Below are 14,307 nucleotides of genomic sequence, written 5' to 3' on the forward strand. Positions count from 1 at the left end.
TAAGCGGCAAATTAAAAGCAAAAACTGTTCCTATCAGCGTCTATGATGCCCAAGGACTTGGTATAGATAAAACCGAAATAGGATTGACAGGTTCCCCAACTCGTGTAGTAAAAGTATTCAGCCCGAAGCTGTCGCGTGACACAATCTTCAAACAGGCTAACGGTACTACACAACCGGTTGAAGATTTGCTGAAATTCCTCGTTTCCAAGGAATGCATATAAGGGGGGTAAATAGACGTGTCTACAAATGTAAATGCGAGCGTTCAAAAAGATCTTTCTCAATATAAAGGCGTATTTGTTTTAGGTGAACAAAAAGACGGCCAGCTTCTTCCCGTAACTTTTGAGTTAATTGCCCGCGGCCGTTCTTTGGCAGATGATCTTGGCAGCAAGCTGAGCTGCATTTTGCTGGGCGATGAAATCCAAGACATGGAGCAAGTTTTTCATCGCGGTGCCGATCGGATTTTACATGTAAAAGATGCCGCTTTGAAAAACTTTTTACCAAAATCGTATCAAAATGCCATAGTTAAACTGATTGAAGAAGAAAAACCGGAAATTGTGATTGCGGCGGCAACGACTACAGGCCGTACGGTAATGCCTCTGGCAGCGGCCAAAGTCAATACCGGATTGACCGCGGACTGCACTTCCCTGACGATTGATCCGGAAACAAAACTGCTGCTGCAGACCCGTCCGGCTATCGGCGGCAATATTATGGCTACCATAAAAACTCCCCAGCATCGTCCTCAGATGGCTACCGTCCGTCCACGGTCCTGCAAACCGCTAGCCTTGGATTGTACCCGCACGGGTGAGATTGTTGTCAAAAAATATGACGGTGCTACTTTTATTACTCCGGAAAAATTCCTGGAGTTCATTAAAGATACTACCCAGACGGTAGGCATTGAGGATGCTGAGATCATTGTTTCCGGCGGTAAAGGTTTTAAAAATGCGGAAGGGTTCAAACTGGTCGAGCAGCTTGCTGAATTATTGGGAGCTGGCGTAGGTGCAAGTCGCGATGCTGTAGAATTAGGCTTTACCACCTATCCTCATCAAATCGGCCTTTCCGGTAAAACAGTCGCTCCTAAATTGTATATTGCCTTGGGATTAGCCGGTAAAATTGCTCATTTAGCCGGTATGCAAACTTCTGAGGTCATTGTTGCAGTAAATAAAGATCCTGAAGCTCAAATCTTCAAAGTTGCCGACTTTGCTATTGTTGGTGATGTTTTTGAAGTCGTTCCTATGATGATTGAGGCAATAAAACAGCACAAAGCCAACGCGAAATCGGAAGCTGCTTGCGCTCGTTAATGGTTCAGAGCTGAACAGTGGGAAACTTGAAAGCCAGTAAAAAGGAGGAGCAGGAATGCAATATCATAAACTTACTGCTGAAGATATTAAGGAGTTAAGCGATCTTATTGGTAAAGCCAATGTTGTTGTCGATACAGAAAAAATCGACATGTACTCCAGAGATGAGGTTTCCGATAAACTTTGGGAAAAAGAGCCGGAGGCTGTAGTAAAGCCGGAAACGACGGAACAAGTTTCGAAGATCGTTAAGTGGGCCAACGAAAAAGTCGTACCAATTATTGCCCGCGGCGGTGGTACCGGGCTGGCTGCCGGCGCTGTTCCCCTGCAAGGCGGTATCGTATTATCCCTGGAAAAAATGAATAAAATCATCGAAATTGATGAGGAAAACTTATTTATGGTTCTTGAACCGGGTATTACCACCGGCGATGTACAGCGTAAAGCGAAAGAACATGGCTTATTCTATGCCGGCGACCCTTGTTCCGCTGAATCTTCTTTCATTGGCGGCAACGTAGCAACGAATGCCGGCGGGAATAGAGCGGTAAAATACGGTACGACCAGCCGTCACGTATATGGTTTGGAAATGGTTATGGCCAATGGCGATATTGTCACCTTTGGCGGTAAAAATGTAAAAGATGTCAGCGGGTACGATGTCCTTCATTTGTTCGTCGGCTCCGAAGGAACGCTAGGCGTTATTACTAAAATCTGGCTGAAATTAATGCCGTTGCCTAAATACATTGCGACTTTGCTGGTCCCCTTCCAGACAATGCAGGAAGCAATCAGCGTTGTTCCTAAAATCATGACGGCCGGCATTATTCCTGCTTGTTTGGAATTTATGGATAGCGAGTCCATCAAAGCGTCCGAGCTTTATCTGAACAAAAAACTGCCTTACAGCGATGCCGATGCTTATATTATCTGCCAGGTGGACGGTACGACTGAGGCTCAGGTGGAAAGCGATTATGAAATCATCGGTAAAATTTGTTTGGATAACAAAGCACTGGAAGTATTTGTATCCGACAATATGGCCAGCGAAGAACGGATATGGAAAGCCCGTAAAGCATTTGCCGAAGCCCTGCGTATGGTCAGTCCGGTATACTGCATGGAAGATATCGTAGTGCCTGTTTCTCGTATTCCTGAAGCATTAGCAGAAATTAAGCGAGTTGCCGAGAAATATAACTGCAGACTTCCTAGCGCCGGTCATGCCGGTGATGGGAACATTCACTGCACCCTGTTGCGTGAAGACAGAGATGAGCATACTTGGCATGAATTAAAAGATCAAGTGCTGGCGGAAATTTACGAAGCCGTTTATAAACTGGAGGGAAGTCTGACTGGCGAACATGGTATCGGCGCAAAACGGGCCGAAGCTATGGCGAAACATATGACAGCCGGCCAGCTGGGTATACTAAAATCCATTAAAGATGTGTTAGATCCGAATCACATCCTGAATCCGGGAAAGGTTTTGCTTTATCAATAAAAAGAAGGCTGGTACAAAGGTACCAGCCTTCTTTTATTTAAAATCCCCACGCCAGTAAAAAAACAGCTTCTGCCAGTTTAACAGGGAACGTTGAATTTACGCCCATGAGAATGCATATAAGAAATTGCCGGAATGTTTCTTTCGTTAAAAATAATGGTTGCCTGATGTAAAAACTGCTGATTTATGATATAGCGCAAATCGTAAATATTAACCTTGAGTAGATCAACATCTAATTGTTCTTCATAATAGATAAAGGGAGTAAAGCGGCTAAAAAAATCTCCTAATGGCGTTTTTTGGGCTTCGACAGTAAGGCTGGATACTTCAGTAGCTTTTGGCAGGCTGGCGTGAATTTCTACAAGGGGATAGAAGGCACTAATCTGGCCGATAAAATATCGCACGTCCGTTTCTAACACAAAATCCCAAAAAAAGAGACGTTTTAAAGCGGGCATAACAGTAATCCGGCTGACCGTATGAGCGGCAAAGTTTGCTGTCAGCCATTTTGTGGCTTGCTGACGCAGATATAACCGCAGACCGATATAGACAATAATCGTTGCAAGAGTGGCTGAAGCTAGTCCGACAGGCGTAAAATCACCTGCATATAATAGCAGCATGAGGGATAGCAGTATCGGATCAAATACATTGAGCAGCTGCACACTCTTGCGATCAGCTCGAAATGGCCAGAGAATTGCTGCCCCATGGGTATTGAAATAGTCAATACCAATGTGAGAGATTCCACCGATATAGGCCCAGCTGAATACAGTAAGGAGTGATGATTGCGGCATGAACAAGTGAATGGCGATAGTAATTAATGCTGACCACAAAGCTAATCCGGGAAAGGAATGAGAGAAGGCGCGGTGCTGCTTCAGATAAGCCAGGTTACCCCGCAGCAGAGCGATAATATCAAAATCAGGCGCTTGCGCGCCCAGGAGTGTTGCAATATATACAGGGTCATTTACAGTTGCCGGTTGTCCGGATAAACCGGCTACGGCGATTCCGATAAGGGTATGGGATAACGTATCCATGGGCATACCTCCGCTAAAAAAAGGTTTACATAAGATTATAGCACAGACCGGGGGAGGACTTCTATGGTAAGTTGTGGATTTTTATATGTCTGGCGTTATATAATAGAGTTAATAATACAGTTAGTATAAGAACCGTGAAGGGATAGGAATGGTATTTATGCAGGAAGAATATGAAAGTATTGATCCGCGGTTTGCCCAGTCATTAGTTGATATTGTCGCCAGTGAACTGAAGAAGAACGTTAATATTACCGACCATAATGGCGTTATTATTGCATCTTTCAGCAAAGATCGGATTAAACAGGTTCACGAAGCTGCGGCCCGGATGCTTAAAACAGGGAAAATACAGGAAGTTGCGGTATACGGTAATGAAGGCGATAGCTTACATGGTGTGCGGCCAGGACTCAGTGTGCCCATTATGTTTGATAAGCGGTGTGTAGGGGTAATCGGTGTTACCGGTGATCCGGAGCTGGCCGCTCCTTATGCCCGGCTGGCGGCGAGGTTTGTGGAGGCGGCATTGGAATCGAATGCGCAAAAGGAAAAGCTGCTGGGAGTGCTGAACGAAAAGAAAGAATTGCAGTCTGTATTGTTAAATAAAACTATTAGTATTCAGGAAGACGAACGAAAGAAAATTTCTCGTGAACTTCATGATGAAACGAGTCAGTCGTTAACCTCCATTATTGTCGGCTTACGGGTGCTGGCGGAACATGTTCAAAGTCAAACTGAGCAGGAAAAAATTTTGCAGATGCGTGATCTTGCCGTGAATACCCTGGAGGCAGTACACCGCTTAGCGGTTGAATTACGTCCCGTACTTTTGGACGATTTAGGACTGGTGGCGGCAGTACAAAAGTATATTGAAAATTATTCGCGGCAATATGACATCAAGGTGAATATTAATTTTGCTAATTTATCCCGGGAACGATTTTCACCGGAAATTGAGATCACCTTATACCGTATTATTCAGGAAGCATTAACCAATATTGCCAAGCATGCCAAAGCTTCCTATGTTCAGGTTACATTGTGCAAAAAGCAGTCCCAGCTTTTTTTGACAATGATTGATGACGGAGTGGGATTTGAACCGGATACTTTTGAAGCTCACAGTAAAATGCGGCTGGGAATTTATGGAATGAAAGAAAGAGTTGTATTGTTGGACGGACGATTTGATTTGAGGTCCCATACGGGGGAAGGAACGACTATTACGGTGGAAATCCCTCTGCGGAAAAGAAAAAGGCGTTTAATATGATATTTATCATATTAAACGCCTTTTTTTCTCATTGAATCCGAATTACTTTTTACCAGCCTGGTAAGCTTTATCCAGTAGCTGGATCACATGAACTACTTGAGTATTATCTTGATGATTTTGTACAAGACCATCGGTAATATGCATCCGGCAGCTGCCGCAGCTTGTCGCGACAATATCGGCATGGGTTGAGGCAATATCGGCAACCTTCCGATCATTGATTTTTCGGGAAAGTTCATAGTTTGCTAAGCTGAAAGAACCGCCTGATCCGCAGCAGCGAGCGGGTTCTTTCATTTCTACGAATTTAATGCCGGGGATTGCATTTACAATCTCACGGGGCTGCTGGGTGACCTTAATACCGCGAACCATATGACAAGGATCGTGCATTGTTACCGTTGCTTTCACTTCTCCCAGATTATCCTTGCGGAATTTCACTACATCAACGAGAAATTCGCTGATTTCTAAAGTCTTCTTGGCCAGCTTTTCTGCCCGGGCTTTCATGTCCGGTTCATCCTTAAACATTTTAGGATATTCAAATTTGAATGCTTCAGCGCAAGAACCGCAGGCCGCAACAATATAGTCAACATCATAGCGTTCAAAGGTTTGAATGTTATGTCTGGCAAATGTTTTACCGGTTTCTATATCACCCGAAGTGAATACCGGAGTGCCGCAGCAATGCTGCATGCTGGGCATTACAACTTCAACATCGTTTGCTTTCAGAACATTAATAACAGATTGTCCGATATCGGTATATGCATAGTTGATAGTGCAACCGGTAAAGAAAGCTACCCGCATTTTAGGTTTATCCACTTTAATTGTTTCAGGATATTGATTTCTTAAAGGAGTAGCCGCAAAGGGGGTCAAAACTCGTCTTTTGTCCATTCCGGGCATAGGGAAGCGAGCTACAACCGCCATTGGACGGGGCAGTTTTTTCATGCCAAGCGGTCCGAAGAGACCGGCCATCCGCAAGGCAAAGTCAAATAGGGGTCTGTTCTTTAGCAAAGTGAATACTTTTTGCTTCATCGGGTGAAGACCACGGGCCTTTACAATGGCCTGACGCCCCCGGATAATGAGTTCATCGGCAGGTACGCCGGAAGAACAGTTTGCAGCACAGGCTTTACAAGAAAGGCATTTACCCAATGCCTTCTCAAAATTGTCGGAAATGGGAATATCGCCTTTTAAAACGCCTTCCATGAGTGCCAGTTTACCCCGGGCTACGCCGGATTCAACACCGACCTCTTTAAAAATGGGACAGACTGCCATACAATTGCCGCATTTCACACAATTGGCCAGAGCATCTTCTATGTCGCGCAGCAGCTCTTTATCGTGCTCGTTTATATCCTTGGCCGTAATCTCATTGCTCATTATTAACACTCTCCCACTAGTTTTCCAGGATTAAGAATCAGATTGGGATCAAGTGCACGCTTAATTGATCTCATCGTTTCCATGAGGATAGGACCATGCTGCTGTTCCATCCAGGACAGCTTACCTAAGCCGATTCCGTGTTCACCGCTTAATGTTCCGTTCAGCTTAAGCGCCGTTGTAAAGATTTCGTCCATGGCTTTATCAACACGTTCCATTTCTTCTTTGATCCGGAGGTCACAAACAATAGTGGGATGCATGTTGCCGTCGCCGGCATGACCAAAAGTACCGATGGTAACGTTGTATTTTTTAGCAATGTCACTTACAGCACGGAGAAATTTAGGGACTTGACTGCGGGGAACGGTTGCATCTTCACAAAAAGTGGTGGGACGAAGTTTTGACAATGCCGGCAGGGCGGCACGGCGGGCAGCCCAAAGTTTGTCCACTTCTTGCTGATTTTTGGCAACTTGGACGGAAAAAGCATGATTCTCTTTTAAAACGGCAAAGACTTTTTCAGCTTCCGCTTCCACAACGGTTGGATTGCCGTCAACTTCGATGAGCAAAACAGCTTCCGCATCCAGTGGCAAGCCGACTTTCGCAGAATCTTCCACTGTACGGATGGTTGAATTATCCAGGATTTCCAGAGTACTAGGAATGATTTTATGGGAAATAATACCAGCTACAGAATTACCAGCATCATCAAGATTTTTAAAGATAGCCATCATGGCTTTTTTTGCTTCGGGAGCAGGAACTACTTTGAGGATAAGTTTAGTAATGACACCAAGTGTACCCTCAGCACCGGTAAAGAGTTTGGTCATATCATACCCGGATACATCTTTTACGTTTTTACCGCCGCAGTTTATTATATTTCCGTCAGCTAATACTACTTCCATTCCCATGACATAGTGCTTGGTAACCCCATATTTTAAGCCTCTTAATCCACCGGCATTTTCAGAAACGGTGCCGCCTAAAGTTGCAGTTGCAACAGTACCGGGATCAGGCGGATAAATAAGGCCGAACTCTGCCACTGCCTTGTTTAAATCAGCAACAACTACGCCTGGCTGAGCTACGGCAATCAAATTTTCTTTATCAATTTCCAGGATTTTATTCATACGAGTTGTTACTAGGACAATACCGCCATTGGTGGGACAGGTGTCGGCGCATAAATTCGTGCCGGAGCCACGGGTATAAACAGGAATTTTGTTGCTGTTGGCCAAAGCCAAAATTTTGGAAATTTCTTCTGTGCTGGCCGGCCGTACAACTGCCTCAGGAAGATGCTGATGACCGGGAGTTGCATCATAGGAGTAACAATACAGGTCTTCAGGGCTGGTCAATAGATATTCAGGACCAACAATCTTCTTTAATGCATCAAGGGTACTGGTTTGCATTTTTCAAAACTCCTCTACAAATTAATTGAATTTTATAAACATATGAGACATACATATCTACTACTTAATAGTTTCGCTGAAATTTTGGCAGAAGTAAATCAGGTAAAGGTAGTATTATTCTATCAGTAAAATCCTTACATATGCGTAAGATGTATACCTACAAAGCTAAATATTGATGAGTTTATAATGAATTGCGTAATTTACCAGCTCTGATTTTTTCCTTACATTCAGCTTATTCATTACCCGGGAACGATAGGTGTCGACGGTTTTAGCACTGATGGAAAGTAGTTTCGCAATTTCGCTGTTAGTGTGGCCCTGGGCTAAGAAACGGAGCACTTCCCGTTCACGGATACTAAGCAGTACATAAGGATTTCGACTGTCCGGTTCATTCACAGAGGAATGCAATAGACTGTCAATCAGGGTTTGGGAGATGGTTTCGTTTAAATATCTTTTGCCGGCGTGAATTTTCAGGATACCCTCAATCAGCTCGGTATCAGCTGATTTTTTTAAGACGTAGCCGTCTGCTCCGGCTCGCATAACTTCTTTGATATATTCTTCATCGTCGTACATTGTCAGAACCAGCACTCGGCAGGAAAGATTGCGAGAACGGATTTCTTTGAGGCAGTCCACACCGCTCATGCCCGGCATGGAAAGATCAAGAATGAGAACATCAGGAGTGAGTTCTTCTACCATCTTCAGCACTTCCAGACCATCGCCAACTTCACCGATTACTTCGAATTGCGGCGAACAATTCAACAGGGCTTTTAGTCCGGAGCGGAGCACTGCGTGGTCGTCAGCAATGATGATACGAATTTTATCCATAAATTACCGGCGCCTTATCAACCTGGTTATCAGGAGACAACGCCGCCCCCCTTTCTTCATTCAGCTATTTTTTATCCTACTGTAAACTGTATCACATTTTATTTTTTCCGTAAACAGACAAACCATGTTATCAGGTTTATACTAAGAATAGAATTCAGAGTAAGGTAGTACAGTAGAAAGGAGAATCAGCAGCGTGGAAGATATTACGAGCATTGATATTGGCAGGGCATCACTGCGCATTGCCATCAGTGAAACTCGTCAGGATGAACAGTGCATACGGCAGGAATTGTTGAAACGCGGCATTCATTCCGTAGCCGTTGACTTTGGCGGCGAGTTTGTAGCTTCCGTAAAGAAAATCATTGAACGGGCTGTGGTGGCGGCAGAAAGGCAGGGGCTGGTAGCGCCCAATCACGTAGGGGAAGGAGCGGTTGCCGGTGCGGCGCGTGCGGCGCTGGAACAGATTACTCCCAAAGCCGTGGGACTCAATGTCGGCGGAAAAATCGGGATAGCCCGTTGTGGTGAACATTTATGTGTGGCGATATATTTCGGAGTGGGAGTGCTGAACTTAAATGAAGTAGCCGTTGGGCTGGCTCACCGTTCTCTGCCGCAAGAAAGTCAAGGCTGAGTTACAGGAATTTTCAAAGTATTAGGGAATAAGATATAGGATGTATAATATTTTCACTAAATCAAAGGGTGGTGTTTCTATGAAAACTGTCGTATGTTCCGGTCAGGCGCCTCAGGCCATTGGCCCTTACTCTCAGGCGATAAAGGCGAACGGTTTTCTATTTATTTCCGGGCAGATACCGTTGGATTCGGTAAGCGGACAAACTGTTTATGGCGGAATTGAGCCTCAGACATATGAGGTATTAAATAATCTGAGGGCAATTTTAGAGCAAGAAAAGCTGACATTTTCCGATGTAGTCAAAACTACGGTTTTCCTGCAGGATATGAATGATTTTGCGGTAATGAATAAGATCTACGGTCAATATTTTACGCAAGAGCATCCGGCCAGGGCTTGTGTTCAGGTTGACCGGCTGCCGCGTAATGTTCTTGTGGAAATGGAATTAATTGCCGTTTACCCCGAGCCGTAAATAAAAATCATCCAGGCTGCTTAAAACAACTGACGTCGATTGTTGCGCCAGTTATTTTTTGGGGCAGATCCGTTCACTGTGATGGCCGCACCAAATAAATAAAATGCTGCCGATAATAATTGCGGCCAGACTGGTTAACTGGGCTGATTTTAACCCCCACAGCAGGGTGCCGTAATCGCCCCGCAGGTATTCCAAAAAGAAGCGGGCAAGGGAATATAATACGGCATATAAAATAAAAACCTGACCTTTAGCATGATTGGTGGTTCTAAATAGCAGCAGCAGGACAAAAATAACCAGATCAATTTGTCCTTCCCAGACTTCTGCCGGCCAAAGCGGCTGATTGCCATATACTTGGTAGGCTAAGGTAGTATTGGGATAAATAATACCGAAAGAACTGCCGGTAGGGTGACCAAAGGCATCTCCATTCAGCAGGTTTGCCATTCTTCCCAGGGCTTGTCCCATGATAATGGAAGGAGCGGCTACAATATCGGCAAAGGCCCAGGTATCGATATGGTGGCATTTGGTGTATAAATAACCGACAATGGCTCCCAGGATAACACCTCCCTGGATTGCCATTCCTCCCTGCCAGACAAAGGGGATTTCTAAAAGATGGTGTTGATAATATTCCCAATCAAAGAAGAAAACATCCCATAACCTTGCGCCGACAATTCCTGCCAAACCGCAGTAAATGCCGATATCCGGCACATGCTGCTGCCAGCGGCCGTCTTGCTTGGCCAGGAAGTAGGCGGTGCATGTAGCCAGAATAATACTCAGACTCAGGATTAAGCCGTAGGCCCGAATAGGAAAGTCGCCAATAAAAAAAAGATACTGATGCAAGTTAACGCCTCCAGGATGATTTGTTATGGAAAGCCACCCCTGGGGGTGGCTTTTCCCTAAATGGATGGTGCTATTATTTTAAAAAGGTAATCATTTGTTTTACAATCCGGGCTATTTTTTCTTTATCTGCAATATCAGGGGATTCATTGTCACAGAGACATTCGACGGCGTTATTTTCCAATATATAAATGCCGATTTTTTCAACCGATGCTCGGATAGCAGAAAGCTGAATCAGCACACTGCTGCAGGACTGGCCTTCTTCCACCATTCCCTCAATCCCGGCAATATGTCCTTTCACATTTTTCAACCGATTCAAAACCTCTGCTCTTGCAGGCGATTTGTCCATCCTGAGCTGCTCCTTTTTGTCTTACGAATTTACTTCATTATAGAATAATTCGGCAGATTTATGCAAGGCAAAAGAGCAGCCTGGCTGAAAAGTTTTTATACCGTTTTTATCCATGCTTCGAATTTGGTCAGCAATTCGCTGCGGGTCGTATCTACTTCCGAGCCCCGCCATTCCTGGCCGGTATCATTGTCAAGCCAGCTGTCTTTGCTGCTGTAGGCACTGCTTGGATAAAATTTTTCCTTTATTGTTGTACGCATGTCATCCAGCATGCTTTGTTTAATGGTTTTATGGGTTGAGCGGTAGCCGGCCTTTTCTTCGGTGAATACTTGCAGTCCCGTATCATCAAGGCTGATTTCAATATGGCTTAGCAGCTTGCCTTGCTGCTGAGCAGTGTTGAGTGCCTGTCTGGCGGCGGCGGTAGCCTGTTCCCGGGTGATGGTGTCCTCCGCTACCGTAATTCTGACGTTGCCGATAATTAATTTATACATCATGCACCTCCCTCAAAAATATTGTATGTTTGATTAAGCATTATAGAACAATAATCGGTTCGCAAAAAGTTGACTTTTTAAACTGACTGGGATATAATTACATGCATAAATCCAAAGAAACAGAGTAGTAAGCCCAGTATGGGGAAAACAGAAAATTGGCGGCTGATGCGAGCCAATCCCCGGGGTGCCGAACTGGCTGTGGAGGAGCAGTTGCAAGGAAACTGACGGCTGATTCACGTTACGAATCAACGAGAGGATGACATGGTCATCAAACAGGGTGGTATCGCGGGAATCACTCGTCCCTGGCTTATAAGCCATGGGGCGTTTTTTCGCTTATGACGAAACAGGAGTTTCTAACAAATTGGGAGGTATAGCATGAACGAGAGATATGTTCCCCGGGAGATTGAAAAGAAGTGGCAAACTCTTTGGCAGGAGCAGGATGCCTTTAAAACGGTATTAAACCGTCAAAAGCCTGAGTATTATGTTTTGGAAATGTTTCCTTATCCTTCAGGCAATTTACATATGGGGCATGTGCGCAACTATTCTATCGGCGACGTGCTGGCCCGTTTTAAGGTCATGCAGGGCTACAATGTGCTTCACCCTATGGGATTTGACGCCTTTGGCATGCCGGCGGAAAATGCAGCCATTAAACATGGCATTCATCCGGCAGAGTGGACTTGGGGCAATATGGATAATATGAAGCGACAGCAGCAGGAACTGGGGCTGTCCTATGACTGGGAACGGGAAGTGGCGACCTGCCATCCGGAATATTACCGCTGGACCCAGTGGCTGTTTCTTCTGTTTTTCAAACGGGGACTGGCCTACAAGAAAAAAGCAACCGTCAACTGGTGCGACGACTGTAATACGGTGCTGGCTAATGAGCAGGTCATTGACGGTCACTGCTGGCGGTGTGATTCACCGGTCAGAAAAAAGGATTTGGAGCAATGGTTTTTTAAGATTACCGATTACGCCGATCGGCTGCTGGCAGACTTAAGCGAGCTGAAGGGCTGGCCGGATCGGGTAAAAACGATGCAGGAGAATTGGATCGGCCGCAGTGAAGGGGCGGAGTTCAGTTTTGAAGTTCCCGAATTGAAGGAAAGAATTCCTGTTTATACGACACGGCAGGATACTGTGTTTGGTGTTACCTATATCGTATTGGCACCGGAGCATCCTCTTGTGGAAAGATTAATTGAGGGAAAAGAAACAGCTCCGGCCGTACGGGAGTTTGTTGAAAAGGTTCGCCATTTAAGTGAAATCAGCCGGACTTCCAATGAATTTGAGAAGGAAGGGATGTTTACCGGCGCTTATGCGATCAATCCCTTTACCGGCGAAGAGGTTCCTATCTGGGTAGCCAACTACGTTTTGTTTGAATACGGAACCGGGGCCGTGATGGGTGTGCCGGCCCATGATGAGCGTGACTGGCAGTTTGCGAATAAATATGGATTGGCGAAGCGCCTGGTGGTCAGCCCAGCCGGTTCTGATTTGACGATTGAGACCATGACCGGAGCTTACGATGGTCCCGGAATGATGGTCAATTCCGGACCGTTCACCGGTATGGACAATGCCAAGGGCAGATCCGCTATAGCAGACTGGCTGGAGAAAAAGGGAATTGGCAAACGCCGGGTTAACTATCGTCTCAGAGACTGGCTGGTATCTCGTCAGCGTTATTGGGGAGCACCGATTCCCATCATTTATTGTCCTGATTGCGGCGTTGTTCCGGTGCCGGAGGATCAACTGCCGGTGCTGCTGCCGGAAAATGTACAATTTGACGCCGGTGTTGTGTCACCGCTGGCTCAGGCTGAGGAGTTTGTAAATTGTACTTGCCCGAAATGCGGCGGCAAAGCGAAGCGGGAAACGGATACGATGGACACCTTTATCTGTTCTTCCTGGTACTATATGCGCTATACGGATCCCCGCAACACCACAGCTCCTTTCGATCCGTCAAAAGCAAATCATTGGTTGCCGGTGGATCAGTATATCGGCGGAATTGAGCACGCTATTTTGCATCTCTTGTATTCCCGGTTCTTTACCAAAGTTCTGAAGGATGCCGGATTGATTCAAGTAAATGAGCCGTTCAAAAATCTGCTTACCCAGGGAATGGTGATCAAAGACGGTGCCAAGATGTCAAAATCGAAAGGCAATGTGGTATCGCCGGAAGAAATTATTGGCAAATACGGTGCCGATACCGCCAGATTGTTTATATTATTTGCCGCTCCGCCTGAACGGGATTTGGAATGGAGCGATCAGGGAGTGGAGGGTTCCTATCGGTTCCTTGGCCGGCTGTGGCGAATTGTCGGCCATTATGCTGCGTTTCTGTCCGAAGATGACAGTGACTGTGATCCTGGCAAGCTAACCAAGACGGAAACTGACTTGCGGCGGGCTTTGCATGTTACGATTAAGAAAGTATCGGAAGATATTGGAAGCCGGTTTAATTTTAACACTGCAATCAGTTCGATTATGGAATTAGTGAATGCCATGTATGCTGCCAAAGATCAGCAGGATTCCCTGAATCCGGGGCTGGTTCGCGAAGTGATATCCGGTTTGCTGCGACTGCTGGCCCCGTTTGCACCGCATATTACTGAAGAATTATGGCATGAGACCATCAAGCAGGGCAGCGTGCATAAACAGCCCTGGCCGGTTTTTGATGCGGCAGCCGTCAAAGTGGACGAGGTTGAAATCGTGCTGCAGATTAATGGCAAAGTGCGGGATAAAATAGTTGTATCTGTAGGGCTGGACGCCAAGAAGCTGGAACAGATCGCCTTGGAACAGGAAAGAGTTCAGAAGCTTATTGCCGGCAAGAAAATCGTCAAGATCATTTGCGTTCCGCAAAAAATAGTCAATATAGTAGTAAAATAGAATTAGCCGGCAGATAAGGGAACATCACCGTAAAAAGCAGTTGACGCAAACGTTGACTGTTTTTTTACTGTTCTGCTATATTTTTTATATAC

At 45.5% G+C, this 14,307-nt stretch carries 14 protein-coding genes and 1 other annotated feature; of the genes, 7 read left to right on the plus strand and 7 right to left on the minus strand.

Features of this window, described 5'->3' with window-relative positions; translation table 11 throughout:
- The 3 genes from ABFC84_11085 to ABFC84_11095 form a co-directional block, all read left to right on the plus strand.
- A partial coding sequence (locus tag ABFC84_11085; protein MEN6413282.1) for a hypothetical protein occupies positions 1–221 on the plus strand: 221 nt, incomplete at its 5' end.
- A gap of 15 nt (positions 222–236) precedes the next feature.
- Entirely contained in the window at positions 237–1,298 is a 1,062-nt protein-coding gene (locus ABFC84_11090; GenBank protein ID MEN6413283.1) for an electron transfer flavoprotein subunit alpha/FixB family protein, read from the plus strand.
- A gap of 55 nt (positions 1,299–1,353) precedes the next feature.
- Positions 1,354–2,766, plus strand: coding sequence for an FAD-linked oxidase C-terminal domain-containing protein (locus tag ABFC84_11095; GenBank protein MEN6413284.1), 1,413 nt, complete (start codon positions 1,354–1,356; stop codon positions 2,764–2,766).
- 77 nt (positions 2,767–2,843) lie between these two features.
- Here ABFC84_11095 and ABFC84_11100 read toward each other — a convergent pair whose 3' ends face one another.
- Positions 2,844–3,788 carry a metal-dependent hydrolase gene (locus ABFC84_11100; protein MEN6413285.1) on the minus strand — a complete coding sequence of 315 codons (945 nt, stop codon included), beginning with the start codon at positions 3,786–3,788 and terminating at the stop codon, positions 2,844–2,846.
- Between the two features lie 157 nt (positions 3,789–3,945).
- Between ABFC84_11100 and ABFC84_11105 the strand changes: the two genes are divergently transcribed.
- The gene (locus ABFC84_11105; protein MEN6413286.1) at positions 3,946–5,028 is read left to right on the plus strand and encodes a sugar diacid recognition domain-containing protein; all 1,083 of its coding nucleotides are present in this window, start codon (positions 3,946–3,948) and stop codon (positions 5,026–5,028) included.
- Between the two features lie 42 nt (positions 5,029–5,070).
- Here ABFC84_11105 and ABFC84_11110 read toward each other — a convergent pair whose 3' ends face one another.
- The 3 genes from ABFC84_11110 to ABFC84_11120 all read right to left on the minus strand — a co-directional run bounded on the left by ABFC84_11110 (position 5,071) and on the right by ABFC84_11120 (position 8,597).
- A complete protein-coding gene (locus ABFC84_11110; GenBank protein MEN6413287.1) occupies positions 5,071–6,390 on the minus strand; it encodes a (Fe-S)-binding protein in 1,320 nt (439 codons plus the stop codon).
- 2 nt (positions 6,391–6,392) lie between these two features.
- A complete protein-coding gene (locus ABFC84_11115; GenBank protein ID MEN6413288.1) occupies positions 6,393–7,775 on the minus strand; it encodes an FAD-linked oxidase C-terminal domain-containing protein in 1,383 nt (460 codons plus the stop codon).
- A 165-nt stretch (positions 7,776–7,940) separates the two neighbouring features.
- On the minus strand, positions 7,941–8,597 hold the full coding sequence (locus ABFC84_11120; GenBank protein ID MEN6413289.1) for a response regulator transcription factor: 657 nt from the start codon (positions 8,595–8,597) through the stop codon (positions 7,941–7,943).
- A 193-nt stretch (positions 8,598–8,790) separates the two neighbouring features.
- On the opposite strand from ABFC84_11120, the gene ABFC84_11125 reads away from it, so the two are divergent.
- Positions 8,791–9,222: a HutP family protein gene (locus tag ABFC84_11125; protein MEN6413290.1), complete on the plus strand. Its 432-nt coding sequence runs from the start codon at positions 8,791–8,793 to the stop codon at positions 9,220–9,222.
- A gap of 79 nt (positions 9,223–9,301) precedes the next feature.
- A complete protein-coding gene (locus tag ABFC84_11130) occupies positions 9,302–9,688 on the plus strand; it encodes a RidA family protein (GenBank protein ID MEN6413291.1) in 387 nt (128 codons plus the stop codon).
- A gap of 51 nt (positions 9,689–9,739) precedes the next feature.
- Here the strand turns inward: ABFC84_11130 and lgt are convergent, their stop codons facing one another.
- The 3 genes from lgt to ABFC84_11145 form a co-directional block, all read right to left on the minus strand.
- Positions 9,740–10,525 (minus strand): prolipoprotein diacylglyceryl transferase, encoded by a 786-nt coding sequence (gene lgt, locus ABFC84_11135; GenBank protein ID MEN6413292.1) that lies wholly within the window; start codon positions 10,523–10,525, stop codon positions 9,740–9,742.
- Positions 10,526–10,598: 73 nt separating this feature from the next.
- On the minus strand, positions 10,599–10,871 hold the full coding sequence (locus ABFC84_11140) for a metal-sensitive transcriptional regulator (GenBank protein ID MEN6413293.1): 273 nt from the start codon (positions 10,869–10,871) through the stop codon (positions 10,599–10,601).
- 95 nt (positions 10,872–10,966) lie between these two features.
- Entirely contained in the window at positions 10,967–11,359 is a 393-nt protein-coding gene (locus ABFC84_11145) for a hypothetical protein (GenBank protein ID MEN6413294.1), read from the minus strand.
- Positions 11,360–11,464: 105 nt separating this feature from the next.
- Positions 11,465–11,666, plus strand: a binding site (T-box leader).
- Between the two features lie 68 nt (positions 11,667–11,734).
- Between ABFC84_11145 and leuS the strand changes: the two genes are divergently transcribed.
- Entirely contained in the window at positions 11,735–14,215 is a 2,481-nt protein-coding gene (leuS, locus tag ABFC84_11150) for a leucine--tRNA ligase (GenBank protein MEN6413295.1), read from the plus strand.
- Positions 14,216–14,307: the final 92 nt, after the last annotated feature.

The sequence above is a fragment of the Veillonellales bacterium genome (assembly GCA_039680175.1).
In the GTDB taxonomy this organism is placed as follows: Bacteria; Bacillota; Negativicutes; order JAAYSF01; family JAAYSF01; genus JBDKTO01.

Coding starts and splice junctions, on each gene's coding strand:
- ABFC84_11100 (MEN6413285.1), bottom strand. CDS start 3,788: ATGGATACGTTATCCCATACCCTTATCGGAATCGCCGTAGCCGGTTTA.
- ABFC84_11110 (MEN6413287.1), bottom strand. CDS start 6,390: ATGAGCAATGAGATTACGGCCAAGGATATAAACGAGCACGATAAAGAG.
- ABFC84_11145 (MEN6413294.1), bottom strand. CDS start 11,359: ATGTATAAATTAATTATCGGCAACGTCAGAATTACGGTAGCGGAGGAC.
- leuS (MEN6413295.1), top strand. CDS start 11,735: ATGAACGAGAGATATGTTCCCCGGGAGATTGAAAAGAAGTGGCAAACT.
- ABFC84_11115 (MEN6413288.1), bottom strand. CDS start 7,775: ATGCAAACCAGTACCCTTGATGCATTAAAGAAGATTGTTGGTCCTGAA.
- ABFC84_11140 (MEN6413293.1), bottom strand. CDS start 10,871: ATGGACAAATCGCCTGCAAGAGCAGAGGTTTTGAATCGGTTGAAAAAT.
- ABFC84_11130 (MEN6413291.1), top strand. CDS start 9,302: ATGAAAACTGTCGTATGTTCCGGTCAGGCGCCTCAGGCCATTGGCCCT.
- ABFC84_11095 (MEN6413284.1), top strand. CDS start 1,354: ATGCAATATCATAAACTTACTGCTGAAGATATTAAGGAGTTAAGCGAT.
- ABFC84_11105 (MEN6413286.1), top strand. CDS start 3,946: ATGCAGGAAGAATATGAAAGTATTGATCCGCGGTTTGCCCAGTCATTA.
- ABFC84_11120 (MEN6413289.1), bottom strand. CDS start 8,597: ATGGATAAAATTCGTATCATCATTGCTGACGACCACGCAGTGCTCCGC.